This is a genomic window from Streptomyces sp. NPDC056160, assembly GCF_042268205.1.
In the GTDB taxonomy this organism is placed as follows: domain Bacteria; phylum Actinomycetota; class Actinomycetes; order Streptomycetales; family Streptomycetaceae; genus Streptomyces.
In genome coordinates this window covers 48,712-69,383 of the sequence record NZ_JBHJUW010000001.1, presented here as the reverse complement: position 1 = coordinate 69,383, position 20,672 = coordinate 48,712, and the positions used below count along the sequence as shown (strand labels likewise).

Genomic DNA, 20,672 nt, shown 5'->3' with positions numbered 1-20,672 from the left:
GCCCTCGTACTCGCCCGCGACCGCTTCCTCGTACTCGCCCGCGTCCTCAGAGGCTCGTCACATCCAGCTCCCCGGCGGCGTACTGCCTGCGCAGCACCTTCTTGTCGAACTTCCCCACGCTGGTCTTCGGCACCGCGGTGACGACCGTCCAGCGCTCCGGGAGCTGCCACTTGGCGATCTTCCCCTCCTCGGAGAGGAAGGCGCGCAGCGTCTCGAAGTCGGCGGCGGCGCCCTCCTTGAGGACGACGGTGGCCAGCGGGCGCTCGCCCCACTTGTCGTCGGGGACGGCGACGACGGCCGCCTCGGCCACGTCCGGGTGGGCCATCAGGGCGTTCTCCAGGCCGACCGAGGAGATCCACTCGCCGCCGGACTTGATGACGTCCTTGGCACGGTCGGTGAGGGTGAGGAAGCCGTCCGGACTGATGGTGCCGACGTCCCCGGTCTTCAGCCAGCCGTCCTGGCTGAACTTGTCGGCCGGGCGCAGGGGTTCGGCGTCGGGACCGTTGTAGTAGGCGCCGGCGATCCACGGGCCGCGTACCTCAAGCTCACCCGCCGACTCTCCGTCCCAGGGGAGGCGTTCGCCGCCGGGGCCGGTCAGGCGCGCCTCGACGCCGGCCGGGAAGCGGCCCTGGGTGAGGCGGTAGGCGAACTCCTCGTCCGTACCGGTCGTATACGCCGGGGGACGGGCCACCGTGCCCAGCGGGGACGTCTCCGTCATGCCCCAGGCATGGCAGACCCGCATGCCGAGCCGGTCGAAGGCCTCCATGAGGGAGGGCGGGCACGCCGCGCCGCCGATGGTGACCTGGGTGAGGGAGGAGACGTCGCGGGGGCGTGCGGTCAGCTCCCCGAGCAGGCCCTGCCAGATGGTGGGGACGGCGGCGGCGTGCGTCGGCCGTTCGCGCTCGATCATCTCGGCGAGCGGGGCGGGCTGCAGGAAGCGGTCGGGCATCAGCATGTTGACGCCGGTCATGAAGGTGGCGTGCGGCAGACCCCAGGCGTTGACGTGGAACTGGGGGACGACGACGAGCGAGGTGTCCTGGTCGGTCAGGCCCATGGACTGCGCCATGTTGACCTGCATGGAGTGCAGGTAGATCGAACGGTGGCTGTAGACCACGCCCTTGGGGTCGCCCGTGGTGCCGGAGGTGTAGCACAGGGCGGCGGCCCGGCGCTCGTCCAGCTCCGGCCAGTCGTACGTCACCGGCTTGTCGCTGATCAGCTCTTCGTACTCGTGCACCCGGACGGACCCGCCGTCGAGCGGGGTGCGGTCCCCGGGGCCCGAGACGACGACGTGCTCGACCGTCGCCAGGTGCGGCAGCAGGGGGGCGAGCAGCGGCACGAGGGAGCCGTTGACGATGATCACGCGGTCGGCGGCGTGGTTGACGATCCAGGTCAGCTGCTCGGCCGGCAGGCGCAGGTTGAGCGTGTGCAGCACGGCGCCCATGGCGGGGACGGCGAGGTACGCCTCGACGTGCTCGCAGTTGTTCCACATGAGCGTTCCGACGCGATCGTCCTCGCGGACGCCGAGGTCGTCGCGCAGGGCGTTCGCCAGCCGTACCGCCCGGGTGCCCGCCTCGGCGAAGCTGCGGCGCCGCGGGTCGCCCTCCCCGGTCCAGGTGGTGATCTGGGACCGTCCGTGCACCAGCTTCCCGTGTTCGAGGATGCGGGTGACGGTCAGCGGTACGTCCTGCATGGTGCTCAGCACGGCGTCCTCCCGGGGCGGCATGACCTACGCGGCAGTAGGGTGTGCGCCGATTCTGCGCACATACCGCGCGGTATGTCACTAGCCCGGGTGATCGATCAGCTGTGCGTCCGCGTGGAGGGGGAGGACGGAGGGTCGCTGGGTACTGCGCGGGGCGCCTCGGTGTACGAGGGACGCGCGGGGCGCCTCGGTGTACGGCCGATCGCAGGGGGCGCGGGTACGGCCCCTCACAGGTGGGCGCGGCGAACGGTGGATCGCAGGTGGCCGCGGCGGACGGCCGAGCGTGGGCGGCCGTGGCGGACGGCCGAGCGTGGGCGGCCGTGGCGGACGGTCAGCGTGGACGGACGCGGCGGACGGTCAGCGTGGACGGACGCGGCGGACGGCCGAGCGTGGACGGACGCGGCGGACGGCCGAGCGTGGACGGACGCGGCGGACGGCCGAGCGTGGACGGACGCGGCGGACGGTCAGCGCACGCGCCCGAGGTCGGGGTCCTCACGGAGCTTGCCGAGCGCACGCGAGACCGCCGACTTCACGGTGCCCACGGACACGCCGAGCACCTCGGCCGTCTGCACCTCGGAGAGGTCCTCGTAATACCTGAGGACGACCATCGCCCGCTGCCGGGCGGGCAGCTTCGTGATCGCCCGCCACATGGCGTCGCGCAGCGCCTGCTGCTCGGCCGGGTCGAACGCGCCGGCCACGGGCTCCGGTTCGGGCAGCTCGTCGCAGGAGAACTCGTCGACCTTGCGCTTGCGCCACTGCGACGTACGGGTGTTCAGCAGCGCACGGCGGACGTACCCGTCGAGCGCCCGGTGGTCCTCGATCCGCTCCCAGGCGACGTACGTCTTGGTGAGCGCGGTCTGGAGCAGGTCCTCCGCGTCGCACGGGTTCGCGGTCAGCGACCGCGCGGTGCGCAGCAGCACCGGCTGGCGGGCCCGCACGTACGAGGCGAACGACGGATACGCCGGGCTGTGGGTTGCCGGGACGGCGGCTGTCGACGCGCTGGTGCAGACGGGAGTGGTCATGCCCTCCACGCTAGGAGCGCTCACCCCGTCGGCGGATCGGCCGCAGGTCCCGAAGCGGGGTCCGCCTCAGGTTGTAGGGGTGGGGTTGACCGCACCTCCTGAAGGTGGACGAGGAGGGGGAGCGGGGTGCGGGTTCACCCCTGGGTGGTACGGATCGCGCGGCGCGCGGGTCGGGTGGCGCCGGTGGTCCGGTGGGGCAGGCGAGCCAGCCGGTGCCTACGACCGCCTTCACTCATCTCCTTTCGCCTGCGCCAACGCCTGCGCGGCGGTGCCGAAGCACCGCCGCGCAGATGTGTGTTGCATCCCCACAAGCACACCCACAGGACCTCAGGGCCGGCGGCTCCCCAATGTGCGCGCCGGCCCGCCCCGGCTCACCAGAGGTGGGTGAAGTGGACGGCGACGTTGCTGTTGCCCTGCTGGATCGCCGTGAACGCGGAGCCGTTGACCTGGGCGGTGTTGCTCTGGTTCGAGGCGCCGGAACCGACCGCCTGCTGCCCTGTGGTGGACGAGTTGCCGCTGTTGTTGTGGCCGACTCCGCTGCCGACGATACCGGCGACACCCGCGTTCGATCCGGTGCCCGCCAGGGCGCCGGTGTCCGCCGCCGCGATGCCGGTGAAGAGCGCTGCCACGAGCGGGACGGCGGTGACGGCGGCGAGAACGCGGGCGGTACGGATGCTTGCCATATTGCTCCTCCAGTAAGAGGTACGCACCGGCTGCCTGCCGGAAGTACGTGAAGCTGCGTGAAGCTACCTGAACTACGGCTTTCACCAGGGGAGTCGGCCGACCGCCCCAGCGGTTTCCCACGACGTCGCAAGATCAGAGTTGCCCACGGAACCCCGGCGGACCACCCCGGTAGGACCGATTCGCACGCAAGCGTGAGGACAAGTCGATAAACCCCTTTCACCACCTTTGCCGCCTCCAACGCCCCGACTGGCACGAGAGCACCCCCCGCCGGCTCAAGCACGGCAAGAGGTGAAGCGTTCCGGCAAGCGCCCGGCGGAAACCGGCCGAAACGCGCGCCCCCAGCACGCCACACACCCGCCCCCTTCCCTCACTAGAACACTCGTACGAATATAGATGCATGGCCACCACCGACCGGCAGGCCACGACACTGGCCCTCGCCCATGCCCTGTCAGCCGCCGAACGCGGCCTGGCCGTCATCCCCCTGTCCCGGACGAAGCTCCCGGCCCTGCGCTCCCCGCACCGCGACGACCCCGCCCCGGCCCGCCCGCCCTGCCACGGCGCGTGCGGCCGATTCGGCCACGGGGTGTACGACGCCTCCACCGACCCCGTCCGCATCCGCGAGTTGTTCGCCGCGGCTCCCCGGGCCACCGGCTACGGCATCGCCTGCGGTCTGCCTCCCTACCATCTGATCGGCATCGACCTCGACACCAAGACCGGGACGGACTCGGCGGCGGCCCTGCGCGCCCTGGCCCGGCGCCACCGCTTCACCCTCCCCGCGACGGTCGTCGTCCTGACCCCCAGCGGAGGCCGGCACCTGTGGCTGAGTGGTCCGCCGGACGTCGTGGTCCCCAACTCCGCCGGGCGCCTCGCCCCCGGCATCGACATCCGGGGCGCCGGCGGCTACCTGGTCGGCCCTGGCTCCCGCACCGACCACGGCACGTACGCCACCGCCCCGGGCACCGCCCACCTGCCCCCGGCGCCCTGCCCGCCGCCCCTCCTGCGCCTGCTCCTCCCCCCGCCCCGCACGCCCCGCGGCCCCCTCCCCCCGGACACCGAACGACACGGCCACGGCCTCATCCAGTTCGTCCTCGGCGCCCGCGAGGGCCAGCGCAACACCCGCCTGTTCTGGGCAGCCTGCCGCGCCTACGAGAACGGCATCGGCCCGGCCCTGCACGCCGCCCTCCTGGACGCGGCCCGCACCACCGGCCTCCCCGAACACGAGGCCCGCGCCACCCTCACCTCGGCAGCCCACCTGACGGGCCACCACCCGTGACCGCCCCTCGGTAAACACCCGGCAACAGCGCCCAGCACAACGGCCCCTGACCGTATCGCCTGGTCAGGGGCCGTGCGTTCAAGCGGTGGGTGTGGGATTTGAACCCACGGTGACTCGCGCCACGACGGTTTTCAAGACCGTTCCCTTAGGCCGCTCGGGCAACCCACCTTCGCGCCCGCCCACCAGGGGCGGAGCGGGTACAGCGTACCGGCCTCGCGCGTTTCGCGGACGCCGTGGGGCGGGAAGCGGGCGATGGCTCGTCGCCGTCAGCCGGCGCTGTCGCCGACGCGGGAGCCGAGGACGACCTCGGTCGTGTGCTCCTTGCCGTCGCGCTTGTAGGTGACCTTCACCTTGTCGCCGGGCTTGTGGGTCCAGATCTCGCCGATGAGGGTGGGGCCGGAGTCGACCACCGTGTCGTCGAGCTCGGTGATGACGTCGCCGGGCTTGAGGCCGGCCTTGTCTGCGGGGCCGCCCGCCTCCACCGCGGCGGAGCCGCTCACGCCCTGGTCCGTGATCTTCGCGCCGCTCGCACCCTCCACCAGGGAGACCGACGCGCCGATCTTGGCGTAGACCGGCTTACCGGTCTTGATCAGCTGCTGGGCGACGTACTTGGCCTGGTTGATGGGGATGGCGAAGCCCAGGCCGATCGAACCGGACTGGCCGGAACCGCCCATACCGCCGCCGCTGCCGGAGGACTGGATCGCGGAGTTGATGCCGATCACCGCGCCGCGCGCGTCGAGCAGCGGACCGCCGGAGTTGCCCGGGTTGATGGAGGCGTCCGTCTGCAGGGCGCTCATGTAGGACGCCTTGCTGTCGCTGCTGCCGTCACTGGAGGCGACCGGGCGGTTCTTGGCACTGATGATGCCCGTCGTCACCGTGTTCGACAGGCCGAAGGGGGCGCCGATGGCGATCGTCTCGTCGCCCACGGCCACCTTGTCGGAGTCGCCGAGCGCGAGCGGCTTGAGGTCGGAGGGGGCGTTCTTGAGCTTGATCACCGCGACGTCGTACCCCTGGGCGTGGCCGACGATCTCGGCGTCGTACTTCCTGCCGTCGGGGAAGGTCGCGGTGAGCTTGCCACCGTCGACGGCGTCCGCCACAACGTGGTTGTTGGTGACGATGTGGCCCTGGGTGTCGAACACGAATCCGGTGCCGGTGCCGCCCTGGCCGTTGGTGCTCTCGGCCTCGATGGTGACGGTGCTCGGCAGCGCCTTGGCGGCCACGCCCGCGATCGAGTTCGGGTCGCGCTTGACCTGGGAGGCGCCGGAGTCGGAGGCGGCGACCGTGGTGGAACCGCCGTCGCCGTTCTTGGCGAGGGTGTATCCGAGGCCGCCGCCCAGGCCGCCGGCGACCAGCGCGGCCACCAGGACAGCGGCGATCAGGCCGCCGCGCCGGCCGCGGGGCTTGGGCGCGGGCTGCTGGTACGTCGCGCCCCAGCCGGCCCCTGAGCCGGTGCCCGCACCCGCGCCGCCGTCCGCGTAGGCGGGCACGGCGGGGGGCTGGGGCGGCGGCCAGGAACCGTCGACGGGCGCGCCGCCGGGGCCGCCCTGCGGGGCCTGCGGGTGCTGGAAACCGGACGAGGCGTACGGCTGTGCGGGCGGGGCGCCCGTATCACCGGGCGTTCCAGGCTGCGGGCCCGCGGGGGCGGGCGCCTGCCCCGCGGATGCGCCCTCCTGCTGCGGGGCGCCCGGGACGTGCGGGGGCGTACTGGGCGGTGGGGGGGTGGGTGCACCGCCCTGGGGAGCGGGCGGCTGCGGGGAAGCTGCGGGGGTCTCCACCGGCACGGGAGGTGCGGACGGGGCCGGGGGTACCTCGGTGCCCTCGTTCTCGGTGCTCACAGCTCTTCTCCTCGATCCACGGCTGTTGTAGTCGGTCGCACTCGGTCACGCTCGTCCAGGCTGCCGACGACCCGGCGTGCTCCAGCTGTGCATGCGCATCTGTATGTCGTCAGCTTTTCCCACGAGCCGTCAGAGCACCATAAGCCGTGGCTGTGGGTACGACAGGATTCTTTATATGGGTCATCTCTCTTTAAACGGACACATTAGCGACACTCGTCCGCCGCCATGCCACCCCGCGGCGGTGGCACCATGACGCGGTGACCCACGCACGGCAGCATCACATCCAGGTCGTCGCACACCGCGGAGCCTCCGAGGCCGCACCGGAGCACACCCTCGCCGCCTACCGGACGGCCATCGAGGACGGCGCGGACGCCCTCGAGTGCGACGTACGCCTGACCGCGGACGGCCACCTCGTGTGCGTGCACGACCGCCGCGTCAACCGTACGTCCAACGGCCGCGGCGCGGTGTCCGCCCTGGAACTCGCCGACCTCGCCGCGCTGGACTTCGGCACCTGGCGCTCCCGCGCCTCCTGGCGGGGCCGCGACGAGGAGCCCGACTGGGTCGTCCGGCCCGAGGACCCCGAGGACACCTCCGTCCTCACCCTGGAGCGCCTGCTGGAACTCGTCGCCGACGCGGGCCGGCGGGTGGAGCTGGCCATCGAGACGAAACATCCCACGCGGTGGGCCGGTCAGGTCGAGGAGCGGCTGCTCGCCCTGCTGAAGCGGTTCGGCCTGGACGCCCCCGCCTCCCCCGCCGAGTCGCCGGTGCGCGTGATGAGCTTCTCGGCACGCTCCCTGCACCGGGTACGGGCGGCCTCCCCGATGCTGCCCACGGTCTACCTGATGCAGTTCGTCTCCCCGCGGCTGCGGGACGGGCGGCTCCCCGCGGGCGTCCGGATCGCGGGCCCGTCGATGCGCATCGTGCGCAGCCATCCGGCCTATGTCGAACGGCTGAAAAGAGTCGGTCACCAGGTGCACGTGTGGACGGTGAACGAGCCCGAGGACGTCGCCCTCTGCGTGGATCTGGGCGTCGACGCCATCATCACCAACCGCCCGGGGGCGGTTCTGCGGCAGCTCGGCCGCTGAGGGCCACCGCGCCGGTACGGGGCCCTGTCCGGGCGCGAGCGTCCGCAGCCGATCCGGGCTCCGGCGCGGGGCGGACCCCGGCCTTCGGTTCCGGCTGCGCGTCGCGCGTCCGGCTCCCGCCGTGTCTCGGGCTCCCGTCCCCGGCCCCGACTCCCGCCGCGGCTCGACTCCGGCGACACCGTCGAAATTCGGCCATGCCGTCACAGGGAGTGCTCCGGCGCGTCCGGCGCGTGTTCGATCGTTGCGAATGCGTCTCCGGGCGGCGAATGGCCGGTTTCCGGTTCAGGCCAATGGGGCATCCACACCGTGGCGTGGGGCGAAGGAGGTCTCGGGGGTGGCGTTTGTGGTGGCACAGGAGGTGCCCACGTCGTCGTGCATGGCCGTACCCCATGGCCCTGCGGGCGTGGGGGAAGCAAGGCACCGGATGCGCGTGCAACTGCGCGGCGGTGGCGTGGCGGAATCGGTCATCGACGATGCCGTTCTGATCCTTTCCGAACTTTTGAGCAATGCCTGCAAGCACGGGCGACCACTCGACGGCGCCCTGTCCGGCGACGGTGATGTGCGGGCCGCCTGGCGCGTCGACGCGGGCGGCCGGCTGGTGGTCGAGGTGACGGACGGCGGCGGCCCGACCCGCCCGGCCCCCGCCACCCCGTCCGTCACCGCGCACGGCGGCCGGGGGCTGAACATCATCTCTGCGCTCAGCGACGACTGGGGCGTGCGGGACGACGTACGTGGCGAGGTCACCGTGTGGGTGGTCGTCCACGACGATGTGTACGACCCGGACGCCGGTCACCGCCGCGACGACTTCGCCACGCGCGTCGGCGCACCGGCGGTGGCGGCCCTGCCCGAACTGGACTTCGCGGACGCCTTCGACGACCTGGACTGACGCGCGCGGGACGAGCCAGGCCAGGCAGCCGGGCACCAGGCGGACGGGCAGGCAGGCAGGCAGGCAGGCAGGCAGCGGAGGAAAGTCCCCCTGCCCGGCAGCCGGCCCGGCCCGTTCGCCCGCGCCGACGGCCGGTTCGCCTACGCGTACGGTGCGGGCCAGGGGCCGCCCAGGGACACGCCCGTCTCCGGTGCGCACGGTCGCGCCCCCTCGCCGAGCACAGCCCCGCGTCGTCCACAACGCCCTTCCCGTCCACAGCTTCCCGTCGTCGAGGGTGTGAACGACTAGGCTCGCGCCCGTACAAGACGAGCCGTAACCGGGAGACACCCAGATGGCCAAGAAGCGACCCCAGACGAAGGCCAAGCGCCCGCAGCTCACGGACGGAGAGATCCCGGTGGTCGGCGCCCGCGAGCCGTGTCCCTGCGGCAGCGGCCGGCGCTACAAGGCCTGCCACGGCCGGACCGCCGCCCACGCGGCGACCGAGCTGGTGCAGCGGCCGTTCGAGGGCCTGCCCGGCGAGTGCGACTGGGTCGCGCTGCGCGAGCTGGTCCCCGCCGCCACGGCGGAGCTGACGCTCAAGGACGGCCTGCCCGAGGGCGTGCCGTCGGTCCGGCTCGCCACCGTCCTGCCGATGGCCTGGCCCGCGCTGCGCCGCGACGACGGCTCGGTGCTCATCGGCCTGCAGAACGACACGGCCTCCGGCGACATCAGCCGCGACCTCGCCGACACCCTCCGGCGCGCCCTGGCGGCCGAGCCCGGCAACCCGGTGCAGGGCCGTCGCGCCCCGGCCGACGGGCCCCGCCTGCAGGACCTGCTCGACCTGGAGGCCCCCTTCGAGCCGGTGGTGCACGAGGGCTTCGAGTTCTGGGTCCCGGACGCGGAGAACGCGACGGCGGAGGTCACCGCCTCCCTGGAGCGGGCCAACGCCGCGGCCATCCCGACCGTGCGCCTGCAGGGCGTCGACGCGGCGTACTGGTGCCGGACCCCGGAGAAGAACCACCTGCGCTGGGTCATGCCGCACCCGGAGGAGCACCTTCTGGACGCTCTCGCGCGGCTGCACGCGGCGGGCACCTCCAGCCTCGGCGAAGGCACCCGCCTGGTCGGTTCCTTCCGCGCCCACGGCCTGACGGTGCCCGTCTGGGACCTGCCCAGCGAGTTCGGCGCCCAGGACGCGGAGAAGCCGGCCGCCGAGTTCGCCGAACGGCTGGCCGCGGCGCTGAGGAGCGACGCGCCGCTGACCACCGAGGAGCGCCGTGCCCGAGGCGGCCTGACCAACCGGCAGGTCACCCTCAGCTGAGCAGCGGGGCGAGGGCCGTGCTGACCGACCGGTCAGCCGGATCCCCACGCGCGGAACAGGCGGCTCCAATTCCAACTCCCCGTCCGCGCAGGCGAGTCGGCGTGACCGGAAAGACGGCCCCCGAGGTGACTGGAAAGCCGGGATCGAATTTGCGAACCGCCGATCTCTTGTTACCGTTCCCGTAGCCCGGTTGCTGGTGCATCCCCCGTCGCCAGCAACCGGGTCTTTCCATGTGCGCCGCCGTTCACCGACCGCAGTCGGCTGTCAACTCCCCGTTCCGGCAGGCGAGTTGCTCCCCGCGCGCAGCAGCAGCGTCCCGTCGCCGGCACGCCCCGCGGCTCCCCCGGGGCCCGTACGCCCCGCGAACTCGGCGACGGCCGTGTAGGCGCTCGGCGCGCCGCTGGTACGCTCCCGCGGCGTCTCGCACGTCTCCGGCTCGTCGTCGCCGTCCAGGGCGCAGTGAGTGCGCACGGTGCGATCGCCCGGGCCCATGAGGGTCAGGTCGGCGTCCAGGGACTCGCCGGTCGCGTTGCGGTAGTAGGTGCGCGCCCAGGTGTCGGCACCCTGGGTGAGCACACAGGTCTGCGCCTCGACACCGCCGGGCGAGGAGACCTCGACGCCGCAGTGGGCGGCGGTCGCCAGCCCCAGGCCCAGCAACAACGGGGTGCGGGAGGGCGCGGCGGACGGCACCTTGCCGTCGCCCCTCGGCTGGGGGCGCGCGGCGGACGGCGTGCCGGCACCGCCCCGGTCGCCCACCTGCCCCGCGGACGCCACGGTCAGCGGTAGGGCGACCGCACAGGCCGCGACACCCATGAGGGCGAACAGCCGCATCCGCCGGGGATCGACCCGACCCGTCCGCGCGGGCCCGCCCACGCGATCGCACACCCAGCCGGTTTCCCGGCCGTCTCCGTGTCCGCTCGCGCGCCCGCCCCGGTACCCGGGGTCGCGTCCATCCGGGCGCCCGACGTCGCGTTCGCCCGGGCGCTCCCCGGGGCGTTCGCTCGGGTGTCCGCTTCCGTGTCCCTGGGGATGGTGCAGCATAAAGGGAAGATAACGACCAGAACGGACGCTTGTTCTCGGCGCGCCCGATGCCCTCAGAACTCGGGCGCGCTCACACCCTTACGAGTGAGGGCGTCCACCGCCGCGTCCACGACGGCCTCGACGTCGGGCACCCAGGGCGAGGCGGAGCCGGGCAGCGGGGCGCGCTCCCAGCGGATCGGCCCGGCGCCCGTCCGCGAGGGCGGCAGGGCGAGGTAGCCGCCCTCGCCGTGGAAGCGGAGCGAGCCGGGCACGAAGTCCTTGGCGTAGAGGAGTTCGCCGAGCTGCTCCATGGAGTACGGCCTGACGAGGATCGACCAGCGCGTCGGCGAGGCGACGACCGGGCCGAGCCGCATCCCGGCGCGGTCGAGCGCGCGCAAGGCGCGGGCCGCGCCGAGGGCCGGCAGGCTCACCGCGCAGGGCGCCGTGCCGCCGGTGGCCAGGACGATGGGGGCGGCGGGCCGGTTGGTCCACCACCAGCGCACCATCCGGGCATCGGTGGTGGCCGCGAGGAGGCCTGGGTCGAAGGGGTGTGCGCCGGGGACCGTGCACTCCGGGTCGGGGCAGCCGCAGCGGTCGGGCCGCCTCGGGTCCCGTGCCACGCCGGGGAGCACCGGCCACTGCCACTGGGCGGCGAAGGTCAGGGCCGCGTCGATCGGCTCGTGCCTCCCGTCGCTGCGCCGGGACAGGAGCCTGCGTCGCCTTCCGGGGATCTCGCGCATGAGCGCTCGTTCCTTTCCGTTGCACCGCTGGCAACACCGTGGGCCACATCACACCATGTGTCGATCACTTCACTGGGCGTACCTGTTGGCGCATCACACCCCTGCTTTCAGCACGGGGAACCCCTTCGGGCCGGGCACCTGCCGCTTCCGCGGCGGCCCTGCCCCTGCGCGTCCACCAGGAGCACGGGCATGGCGCGGGGTGGCGGAGCATGGCGTTTTGCCGTCGCGCGTTCTGCTCTCCGCCGCCGTCACGCGAGGATGGGGCACGGCCGTCGGTGGATAGGACGCCCGGTTCCGTCACCAGGTTCCGGGCAGTTCCGAACCACCCCTGGTCTTCTCCGAGTACGTACCCATCACGACCGCTGTGACGCTCTGTGGAACGAAACCAGTCGACCGCAATAGGCCGTTACCCGAGGCAGTTTCAAGCCAACTTCGTTGATGCGCAAGAGTTCAGGAGCAAGACCACCGCAGGCTCTCTGACACCAGGAATCCCGGCAGGACAATGCTGGACATCCCCTCACGAGTGCGTGTACATGTGGAGACACTGCCGGCGGCGCAGAATGACATGGGGGTTTGCGATGCTTTTGAGCAGTACGCACCGGTCGGAAAGCCGGACACCATGAACGCCCCTCACCCTCAGAAAGTGGCTGGAATCGATTCAACGGTTCCCGCACCCGCACACACTGTCGCGCCAGCCCCCGCAGCCTCGGACGCCTCCCCCGCCGCCGCCCCGCACAGCGCGCACTCCCCGCACACCGCCCACCCCCCGGGCGCCCTCCTCCAGGACCGGCTCGCGGGCTGGGTCTCCGACCTCACGACCCTGCACGAGCTGACCGAGCGGCTGGCCCGCACCGGCCGGCTCGACACCGCCCTGGGGGAACTGCTGCACGCCGGAGCGGCCCTGGTGGGCGCCCGGCGCGGGCTCGTCGTCCTGGAACCGGACGACGGACTGGGGCCCGACACCACCCTCGGCCTCGGCCTCGCCCGCTCCGACCTCGGCCACATCGAGACCGTCCCGCGCCACGCGATGCCCTACGGCGCCCTCCTGGACACGGCGGCCGGGCTGCCCGGCGGCGACGGCGAGATCGTGCGCCCCGACCTGTTCGCCGAGGAGAGCCTCGACCCCCGCCACCGCGAGGTGGCCGCCCGGCTCGGCTACGCCGCCGGTTACGCGCTGCCCCTGACCACCGAGGCCGCCGGCCGGCTCGGCGCCGCCCTGTGGCTCTACGACGAGCCCGCCGAACCGACCGACCGCCAGCGCCACCTGGCCGGCCTCTACGTCCGCTTCGCCACCGAGCACCTCGCACGTCTGATCGACTGCGAGCGCACGCGCGCGGCCATGGCCACGATGTACGAGGAGCTGCTGCCGTCCCGGCTGCCACGGGTGCCCGGCATCCAGCTCGCCGCCCGGCACCGCACCGGTCCGCGCGGCGGCGGCGACTGGTACGACGCGCTGCCCCTGCCCGACGCCGCGCTCGGCCTCGCGGTCGGCTCCGTCACCGGCTCGGGCCCCGGCGCAATCGCCGCGACGGGCCGGCTGCGCGCCTCCCTGCGGGCGTACGCCGTGATGGAGGGCGAGGACCCCGTCGCCGTCCTGTCCGACCTGGAACTGCTCCTGCGGCTGACCGAGCCCGCCCGCTCGGCCACCGCCCTGTTCGCCTACTGCGAGCCCGCGCTGCGCCGGATCACCGTGGCGGGCGCGGGGCACTGCCCGCCGCTGCTGGTCGGCGAGCGGCGCACCGAGTACGCGGAGACGACCGTGTCGGCGCCGCTGGGCATGCTCGCCTGCTGGGAGGCGCCCAGCGTGGAGTTCCAGGTCACAGCAGGCGAAACGGTGCTGCTCTACACCGACGGGCTGCTGCACCGCACCGGCGACCCCGTCGACCGTGCCTTCGCACGGCTGCACGCCGCCGCGGCGGGCGTCCCGCGCGCGATGCGCCACGACCCGGACGCCGTGGCCGACCACGTGCTGCGCACCGTCCTGCCCGACGGCCTGGACGTGACCGACGGCACGGAGGACGTGGTGCTGGTGGCGGCCCGCTTCGAGTAGCCCGCAGGGCACGCCGTCCGGTGGCGGTGTCCGCATCTTGCCGACGCGCAGCCGGTGACGGCCCCGGCCCGTGACGACACGTCCGGTGGGCGGTACGCCCGCGACGGCGCGCCCAGGGCGGCGCGCACGGTGACGCGTCGCCGGTGGCGTGCTCCCGGTAACAGGTGCGCGCCCCTCGGGGCCCTTCCGTACGACCGTACGATGGGGGGTGGTCCAGTGCCGTATCGAGGAGGAAGACCGTGGCGGACGAGCTCAACCCGGAGACCCCGGAGACCGAGGGCGAAGAGCCGATCAAGCAGCGCAAGAACGGCCTGTACCCGGGCGTGTCCGACGAGCTCGCCGAGAACATGAAGTCCGGCTGGGCCGACACCGAGCTGCGCGACCTGGAGCCGGTCGGACAGGCCGCCCACACCGCCCGCCGCCGCGCCGCCCTGTCCGCGCGCTTCCCCGGTGAGCGCCTGGTGATCCCCGCGGGCAACCTGAAGACCCGCTCCAACGACACCGAGTACGCCTTCCGCTCCTCGGTGGAGTACGCCTACCTCACCGGCAACCAGACGGAGGACGGCGTCCTGGTGCTGGAGCCCACCGCGGACGGCCACCGCGGGACGCTCTACCTGCTGCCCCGCTCCGACCGGGAGAACGGCGAGTTCTGGCTCGACGGGCAGGGCGAGCTGTGGGTCGGCCGCCGCCACTCCCTGACCGAGTCCGAGGCGCTGTACGGCATCCCCGCCGCCGACGTGCGCGAGCTGGCCGGAACGCTGCGCGAGGCCACCGGCCCGGTCCGTGTGGTGCGCGGCCACGACGCCGGCATCGAGGCGGCCCTGACGGACAAGGTCACCGCCGAGCGCGACGAGGAGCTGCGCGTCTTCCTGTCCGAGGCCCGCCTGGTCAAGGACGACTTCGAGGTCGGCGAGCTGCAGAAGGCCGTGGACTCCACGGTCCGCGGCTTCGAGGACGTGGTGAAGGTCCTCGACAAGGCCGAGGCGACCAGCGAGCGCTACATCGAGGGAACGTTCTTCCTGCGCGCGCGCGTGGAGGGCAACGACGTCGGCTACGGCACCATCGCCGCCGCCGGCCCGCACGCCTGCACCCTGCACTGGGTGCGCAACGACGGCCCCGTCCGCTCCGGCGACCTGCTGCTGCTGGACGCGGGCGTGGAGACCCACACCCTGTACACCGCGGACGTCACCCGCACGCTGCCGGTGAGCGGCACGTACAGCGAGATCCAGAAGAAGGTCTACGACGCCGTGTACGAGGCCCAGGAGGCCGGCATCGCGGCGGTGAAGCCGGGCGCCAAGTACCGCGACTTCCACGACGCCGCGCAGCGCGTGCTGGCCGAGAAGCTCGTCGAGTGGGGCCTGGCCGAGGGCCCGGTCGAGCGGGTCCTGGAGCTGGGCCTGCAGCGCCGCTGGACCCTGCACGGCACCGGTCACATGCTCGGCATGGACGTCCACGACTGCGCCGCCGCGCGCACCGAGACGTACGTCGACGGCACGCTGGAGCCGGGCATGGTCCTCACCGTCGAGCCGGGGCTGTACTTCCAGGCCGACGACCTGACGGTTCCCGAGGAGTACCGCGGCATCGGCGTCCGCATCGAGGACGACATCCTCGTCACCGAGGACGGCAACCGGAACCTGTCCGCCGCGCTGCCGCGCCGCTCGGGCGAGGTCGAGGCGTGGATGGCGGCCCTGAAGGGCTGATCGACGGACGGCGGCCGGGCACCCGAGCGGTGCCCGGCCGTACACATGCCCAGGGGGAGGGGTTTCGTGGACATCGGGGACGACAGGGATATTCGGGACTTCCGGGATTTCCGGGACGCGAACGGCTTCTGGTCCGCGGTCGGAGTGGACCTGCATCTGGAACCGGACGCGGCGGCGGGCCGCCGGGCGGGACTGGAGAAGGCGCTCAGGAACGCCGTGCGGGACGGGCGGCTGACCCCCGGGAGCCGGCTGCCGGCGACCCGGCGGCTGGCGTCCGAGCTGGGCGTCTCCCGAGGCACCGCGAAAGCGGCGTACGACCAGCTGGTCGCCGAGGGGTACCTGACGGCACGCCAGGGCTCCGGCACCCGCGTCGCCGCCCTGCCCGCCGTGGACACGGAGGAGCCCGGAGCGGCGGCCCGCGCCCGTGCGCCCCGTCTGGACCTGCGGCCCGGCAGCCCGGACGTGGGCGCGTTCCCGGCGGCGGCCTGGCTGCGGGCGCTGCGCCGCGCCATCGCGACGGCGCCCTCCCTGGCGTACGACTACGGCGACCCGCGGGGCCGGATCGAACTGCGCACCGCCCTGTCGGGCTACCTGGGGCGGGCCCGCGGGGTGATCGCGCCGCCGGAGCGGATCGTGATCACCGCCGGATACGTCCAGGGACTGGCCCTGCTGACGCGCGTGCTGGACGGCGCCTCGGTCGCCATGGAGGACCCCGGGCTGCCCTTCCACCGGGACGTGGTGCGGCACAACGGCGGCACTGTGGCGCCGGTCCGGGTCGACGAGCGGGGGGTGCGCGCGCAGGACCTGGACGAGCACGGCGCCGTCGTCGTCACCCCCGCGCACCAGTACCCGACCGGGGTGACCCTGCACCCCGAGCGGCGGCGGGCGCTGACCGACTGGGCACGCGCGCGTGGTGCCCTGATCGTCGAGGACGACTACGACGGCGAGTTCCGCTACGACCGCCAGCCCGTCGGCGCGCTCCAGGGCATGGCGCCGGGCCAGGTCGCCTACCTCGGCACCGCCTCCAAGACCCTCGGCCCGGCGCTGCGGCTGGGCTGGATGGTCCTTCCGCCGCACCTGGTCGACGCGGTGGCCGACGCCAAGCTGCACAGCGACCACCACACCGAGACCATCGGGCAGCTGGCGCTCGCCGAGCTGATCGACAGCCACGCCTACGACCGGCACGTGCGCGCGTGCCGGCTGCGCTACCGGCGCCGCCGGGACCAGCTCCTGGACCGGCTGGGGCCGCGCCGCTCCGTGCGCGGCATCGCCGCCGGGCTGCACGCCCTGGTCGACGTCGCGGACGAGGACGCGGTGCTGGCCCGCGCGGAGGCGGAGGGGCTCGCCCTCGGCCGCCTGGGCGAGCACTGGCACACCCCCGGCGCGGGACGGCCGCAGGGGCTCGTCGTCGGTTACGGGACGCCGAGGGAGCGGACGTACCCCGAGGCGTTGGACGTGCTGGCGAAGGTCCTGGACGGCGCGTGAGGGAGGCGTACGTGAGGGAGGCGTGGCCGCACGGGGCCCGGGCCGATGCGGCCGGGAGGCCCGCCGGGCCGGTGTGACCGGTGTGACCGGAAGGCGCCCCGGGCCGGTGTGACCGGAGGGCCCGGTGCCGCGCCTAGACCGCCGCCAGGGGTGCGTCCTCGCGCCACTTGAGGATCTTGTCGAAGCTCACCACCGCACCGCCCCGGCCCGGCTTGTTGCCGATGTGGACGTGGTCGGCGAGTTCCCGGATGAGGCACAGGCCCCGGCCGTGCTCGGCCTCCGCGGGCGGGACGCGCGGCGGCACCCGGAGCCCGCCCGCCGGGAAGCCGGGACCCGTGTCGGCCACCTCGATGCGGCACGTCTCCCCGTCGAGGTAGGCCGTCACGCGGTAGGCCTCGCAGGTGGCGCCCCCGCCGTGCTCGACGGCGTTCGCGCAGGCCTCGCTCAGGGCGACGGACAGGTCGTAGGAGACGTCGGGGTCCACGCCCGCGGTCTCCATCGTGCCGAGCAGGAGCCGGCGGGCGAGCGGCACGCTCGCGGCGTCACGCCGCAGATGGAGTGACCACCAGATGCTCATGCTCCAGCCTCCCGGCCGCGGCTCGACATACCGTTACGTATTGCCCCGTGTGCCCGCACGTAAGCACCGAGTTGACGCGAGAGCGCCCGATCGGCGGATGTGGCGGGCACGGAATCGGTGTATGCGTGGGACCATCTGCCACAGAAAGTGACCTATACGGAGGTACCGCACCTTGTGGACCTGCCGTACGGACCGCCGGTGCCCAGTGGGATGATGAGCGCGCCATGACTGCCCCCCACTCGCGCACGGCACCCGCCGGGCGCGGTCTCAGGCTGCTGCGGGCCGCGGTGTTCGCCGCGGTCTGCGTCGTGCTGGCCGCTGCCGGTCACACGATGGGCTCGTGCGCCACGGTCCCGCTGTGGACGCTGGGCGCCGGCTTCCTCGGGGCACTCCTGGTCGTCGTCCCCCTGGCCGGGCGCGCCCGGTCGCTGCCGGGCATCGCGGCGCTGCTCGCGCTCGGGCAGACCGTGCTGCACGCCCTGTTCGGGCTGGGGCAGCACGGAGCGGCGGGCATGGCGTCCGGCGGGATGTCCATGGGCCCGATGGGCTCGATGAGTTCGATGGGCCCGTTCGCCTCGTCCGCGCCGACGGTGCCGGCGGGCTCACTCGCGCACGCCGGGCACGCGCTGTCCGACGCCGCGCTGGTGGAGCGGGCCACGCGGTACATCTGCGGCACGACGACCGCCGCGATCACTCCGGCCCGGGCCTACCGGATCCTCGTCGACGCCCACCTCTACCCCCGCTCCGCCCCCGACCCCTCCGCCGCACCGCACCCCACGGGCGCCCTGCGGGCCCTCGGTCCTGCCGCCTCGCTGCTGCCGTCCCTGCCCATGCTGCTCGGTCACGTGCTCGCCGCGCTCGCCGCGGGCTGGCTGCTGCGCCGCGGTGACCTCGCGCTGCTGCGCCTCATCGCACTGTCGGCGCACGGAGTCGCCGAGGGCACGCTCGTACGATCGCTGCGCGCGGCGCTCGCCCTGGCGTGCGCCCTGTGCGCCGGGCTGCCCACGGCGCCGCGGACGGGCCCGCGCCCCGCGCGCGCCGCCGACTCCGTGCTGCGCCCGCCGGCCACCACGGCGCTCCAGCACACGGTGATCCGCCGCGGCCCGCCCGCCGCCTTCGCCCTCGCTGCCTGACACGACGCGCCCAGCGCTCCACCGGACCCGGCCGACCGGGTTCCGCGGGGGGAGTGGCCGCCGTCGTGCGGCACACGCGCGTGCCCTTCTCCCCGGTGTCCCGCACCGGCGGACACCCCGGCGCACGCGCCCCTCCCGACCACCGGAACTCTCCGGAACCCACCGGAACCCACTCGAAGTGGAGTGCTCTTCGTGATGAAGGCCATCAGCCGCAAGACCTCTCGTCTCGCCACCGTCGGCGCCCTCGCGGGCACGGCCGTCCTCGCCGTCTCCGTCCCCGCGTTCGCGCACGTCACCGTGCAACCGGAGGGCGCGGCGGCCAAGGGCGGCTACGCCGTCGTCGACTTCAAGGTGCCCAACGAGCGCGACAACGCCTCCACCACCAAGCTGGAGGTCAACTTCCCGACCGACCACCCGCTGGCCTCGGTGATGCCGGAACCGATCGACGGATGGAAGATCGCCGTCACCAAGTCCAAGCTGGCCAAGCCGCTGGAGATGCACGGCGAGAAGATCTCCGAGGCCGTCACCAAGGTCACCTGGACCGCCGACGGCAAGGGCGTCCAGCCGGGCTACTTCCAGAAGTTCCCGGTCTCCGTCGGCGCACTTCCCGAGGACGCCGACCAGCTCGTCTTCAAGGCCCTGCAGACGTACTCGAACAATGAGGTCGTCCGCTGGATCGAGGTCCCGCAGAAGGGCCAGGCCGAGCCCGACAACCCGGCGCCCACGCTGCAGCTGACCGCAGCGGACGACGCCCACCAGGCGGCCGCCCAGGGCACCTCGACCGGCTCGAAGGCCGCCGCGAGCACCACCACCGCCTCCGCCGAGAGCGGCAACGACACCACCGCCCGCGTCCTCGGCATCGTGGGCATCGTCATCGGCGCGGCCGGCGTGGCATACGGCGTCTTCGCCGGACGCCGGCGCACCACCGCCGCCTGATCCTGCACGTCCGCGCCGCGCACCGGGGTCCAACCCCTGCCCGTACGGCCCCGTACGACCGCAGAGGCGTACGACCCCGGTGCGCGCCGGAGCTCTCACATCTGGGACATTTCTCTATGCGCAAGAAGACGTTCGCCGCGGCCGCACTGCTCGCCGCCGCGACGATGACCCTCTCCGCCTGCGGCAGCGGCGCGGACAGTGCCAAGCCCGCCACCGTCGTCGCCGAGGAGACCTCGCAGAAGCCCTCGACGGTCCTCGACCAGCCGTTCGAGAAGCCCGACCTGGTGCTCACCGACACTCACGGCAAGAAGTACGACCTCCGCAAGGAGACCGCGGGCCGGCCCACGCTGCTCTACTTCGGATACACCCACTGCCCCGACGTCTGCCCGCTGACGATGAACAACCTCGCCGTCGCCAAGAAAGCCCTGCCCAAGGCGGAGCAGGACAAGCTGCGGGTCGTCTTCGTCACCACCGACCCCGGCCGCGACACCCCCGCCGAACTCGGCAAGTGGCTCAACGGCATAGACCCCCAGTTCGTCGGACTGACCGGCGACTTCGCCACCATCCAGGCGGGAGCACGCAGCGTCGGCATCGCCATCGAACCGACGAAGAAGGACAAGAACGGCAAGCTCGTGTCCGTGCACGGCACCCAGGTGGTCGCCTTCTCCCCCAAGAACGACAGCGGTTACGTGGTCTACGACGAGGACGCCGACGTCGGCGACTACACCAAGGACCTGCCCAAGCTCATGAAGGGACAGAACCCGTGAGGCGCCGCACCACGGCGACCGCCCTGACCGCGGCGGCCCTGGCCGGCACGGTGCTGCTGAGCGGGTGCGGCGGATCGGCCTCCGGCGCGCAGTCCGACGGGAAGGCCGAACTGGCGGTGACCAACGCCTACATGCCCCAGCCGGTCTCCGACTCCATGGCGGCCGGATTCCTGACCATCGTCAACAAGGGCGACGCCGACGACAAGCTGACCTCGGTCACCAGCGACGCCGCCGGTTCCGTCACCGCGCACCAGACGGTCGGCGGGACGATGCGGGAGGCCGGCGCCCTCACCGTGCCCGCCCACGGACAGCTCGTGTTCAAGAGCGGCGGCAACCACCTGATGTTCGACATGCTCAAGCACAAACCCCGCCAGGGCCAGACGGTCCCCGTCGAACTGCACTTCGCCAAGTCCGGCGACCTCCGGGTCGAGATACCGGTGAAGTCGGCCACGTACAACCCCGAGACCGGACACTGAGGGAAGG

The 20,672-nt window shown here is 73.1% G+C and carries 18 protein-coding genes and 1 tRNA gene; 11 read left to right on the top strand and 8 right to left on the bottom strand.

From position 1 onward, the window contains the following. Window positions 1-46: 46 nt before the first annotated feature. The 3 genes from ACFC02_RS00330 to ACFC02_RS00320 form a co-directional block, all read right to left on the bottom strand. Window positions 47-1,723 (bottom strand): long-chain fatty acid--CoA ligase, encoded by a 1,677-nt coding sequence (locus ACFC02_RS00330; protein ID WP_376350060.1) that lies wholly within the window; start codon window positions 1,721-1,723, stop codon window positions 47-49. Between the two features lie 440 nt (window positions 1,724-2,163). Further along, window positions 2,164-2,721: a SigE family RNA polymerase sigma factor gene (locus tag ACFC02_RS00325; protein ID WP_376350058.1), complete on the bottom strand. Its 558-nt coding sequence runs from the start codon at window positions 2,719-2,721 to the stop codon at window positions 2,164-2,166. Between the two features lie 371 nt (window positions 2,722-3,092). Continuing rightward, a complete protein-coding gene (locus ACFC02_RS00320; RefSeq protein WP_376350055.1) occupies window positions 3,093-3,404 on the bottom strand; it encodes a hypothetical protein in 312 nt (103 codons plus the stop codon). A gap of 398 nt (window positions 3,405-3,802) precedes the next feature. Here ACFC02_RS00320 and ACFC02_RS00315 point away from each other — a divergent pair, with 398 nt between their 5' ends. Further along, a complete protein-coding gene (locus ACFC02_RS00315; protein ID WP_376350052.1) occupies window positions 3,803-4,678 on the top strand; it encodes a bifunctional DNA primase/polymerase in 876 nt (291 codons plus the stop codon). Window positions 4,679-4,761: 83 nt separating this feature from the next. Here ACFC02_RS00315 and ACFC02_RS00310 read toward each other — a convergent pair. Both ACFC02_RS00310 and ACFC02_RS00305 read right to left on the bottom strand, forming a co-directional pair. Continuing rightward, window positions 4,762-4,846, bottom strand: a tRNA-Ser gene (locus ACFC02_RS00310). Window positions 4,847-4,944: 98 nt separating this feature from the next. Next, on the bottom strand, window positions 4,945-6,513 hold the full coding sequence (locus ACFC02_RS00305) for a S1C family serine protease (RefSeq protein ID WP_376350049.1): 1,569 nt from the start codon (window positions 6,511-6,513) through the stop codon (window positions 4,945-4,947). Window positions 6,514-6,770: 257 nt separating this feature from the next. Between ACFC02_RS00305 and ACFC02_RS00300 the strand changes: the two genes are divergently transcribed. The 3 genes from ACFC02_RS00300 (at window position 6,771) to ACFC02_RS00290 (ending at window position 9,781) form a co-directional block, all read left to right on the top strand. Next, window positions 6,771-7,598: a glycerophosphodiester phosphodiesterase gene (locus ACFC02_RS00300; protein WP_376350046.1), complete on the top strand. Its 828-nt coding sequence runs from the start codon at window positions 6,771-6,773 to the stop codon at window positions 7,596-7,598. A gap of 247 nt (window positions 7,599-7,845) precedes the next feature. Continuing rightward, entirely contained in the window at window positions 7,846-8,484 is a 639-nt protein-coding gene (locus ACFC02_RS00295) for an ATP-binding protein (protein WP_376350043.1), read from the top strand. Window positions 8,485-8,815: 331 nt separating this feature from the next. Continuing rightward, window positions 8,816-9,781 carry a DUF5926 family protein gene (locus ACFC02_RS00290; protein ID WP_376350040.1) on the top strand — a complete coding sequence of 322 codons (966 nt, stop codon included), beginning with the start codon at window positions 8,816-8,818 and terminating at the stop codon, window positions 9,779-9,781. 264 nt (window positions 9,782-10,045) lie between these two features. Here the strand turns inward: ACFC02_RS00290 and ACFC02_RS00285 are convergent, their stop codons facing one another. Together ACFC02_RS00285 and ACFC02_RS00280 are read right to left on the bottom strand one after the other, a co-directional pair. Beyond that, window positions 10,046-10,612 carry a hypothetical protein gene (locus ACFC02_RS00285; protein ID WP_376350038.1) on the bottom strand — a complete coding sequence of 189 codons (567 nt, stop codon included), beginning with the start codon at window positions 10,610-10,612 and terminating at the stop codon, window positions 10,046-10,048. A 263-nt stretch (window positions 10,613-10,875) separates the two neighbouring features. Then, entirely contained in the window at window positions 10,876-11,541 is a 666-nt protein-coding gene (locus ACFC02_RS00280) for a bifunctional DNA primase/polymerase (protein WP_376350035.1), read from the bottom strand. A gap of 502 nt (window positions 11,542-12,043) precedes the next feature. Between ACFC02_RS00280 and ACFC02_RS00275 the strand changes: the two genes are divergently transcribed. The 3 genes from ACFC02_RS00275 to ACFC02_RS00265 all read left to right on the top strand — a co-directional run bounded on the left by ACFC02_RS00275 (window position 12,044) and on the right by ACFC02_RS00265 (window position 16,776). Then, the gene (locus tag ACFC02_RS00275) at window positions 12,044-13,591 is read left to right on the top strand and encodes a PP2C family protein-serine/threonine phosphatase (RefSeq protein WP_376350032.1); all 1,548 of its coding nucleotides are present in this window, start codon (window positions 12,044-12,046) and stop codon (window positions 13,589-13,591) included. A 239-nt stretch (window positions 13,592-13,830) separates the two neighbouring features. After that, window positions 13,831-15,291, top strand: a complete 1,461-nt coding sequence (locus ACFC02_RS00270; RefSeq protein ID WP_376350029.1) for an aminopeptidase P family protein — start codon at window positions 13,831-13,833, stop codon at window positions 15,289-15,291. 144 nt (window positions 15,292-15,435) lie between these two features. After that, window positions 15,436-16,776 (top strand): PLP-dependent aminotransferase family protein, encoded by a 1,341-nt coding sequence (locus ACFC02_RS00265; RefSeq protein WP_376350256.1) that lies wholly within the window; start codon window positions 15,436-15,438, stop codon window positions 16,774-16,776. 133 nt (window positions 16,777-16,909) lie between these two features. Here ACFC02_RS00265 and ACFC02_RS00260 read toward each other — a convergent pair whose 3' ends face one another. Then, the gene (locus ACFC02_RS00260; RefSeq protein ID WP_376350026.1) at window positions 16,910-17,353 is read right to left on the bottom strand and encodes an ATP-binding protein; all 444 of its coding nucleotides are present in this window, start codon (window positions 17,351-17,353) and stop codon (window positions 16,910-16,912) included. Between the two features lie 224 nt (window positions 17,354-17,577). Between ACFC02_RS00260 and ACFC02_RS00255 the strand changes: the two genes are divergently transcribed. From ACFC02_RS00255 to ACFC02_RS00240, 4 genes are all read left to right on the top strand, one after another. Beyond that, window positions 17,578-18,486 carry a hypothetical protein gene (locus ACFC02_RS00255; protein ID WP_376350023.1) on the top strand — a complete coding sequence of 303 codons (909 nt, stop codon included), beginning with the start codon at window positions 17,578-17,580 and terminating at the stop codon, window positions 18,484-18,486. Between the two features lie 195 nt (window positions 18,487-18,681). After that, window positions 18,682-19,422 carry a YcnI family protein gene (locus tag ACFC02_RS00250; RefSeq protein ID WP_376350020.1) on the top strand — a complete coding sequence of 247 codons (741 nt, stop codon included), beginning with the start codon at window positions 18,682-18,684 and terminating at the stop codon, window positions 19,420-19,422. 116 nt (window positions 19,423-19,538) lie between these two features. Continuing rightward, on the top strand, window positions 19,539-20,189 hold the full coding sequence (locus ACFC02_RS00245; protein ID WP_376350017.1) for an SCO family protein: 651 nt from the start codon (window positions 19,539-19,541) through the stop codon (window positions 20,187-20,189). Continuing rightward, entirely contained in the window at window positions 20,186-20,665 is a 480-nt protein-coding gene (locus ACFC02_RS00240) for a copper chaperone PCu(A)C (RefSeq protein WP_376350015.1), read from the top strand. The genes ACFC02_RS00245 and ACFC02_RS00240 overlap by 4 nt, the downstream gene beginning before the upstream one ends. Window positions 20,666-20,672: the final 7 nt, after the last annotated feature.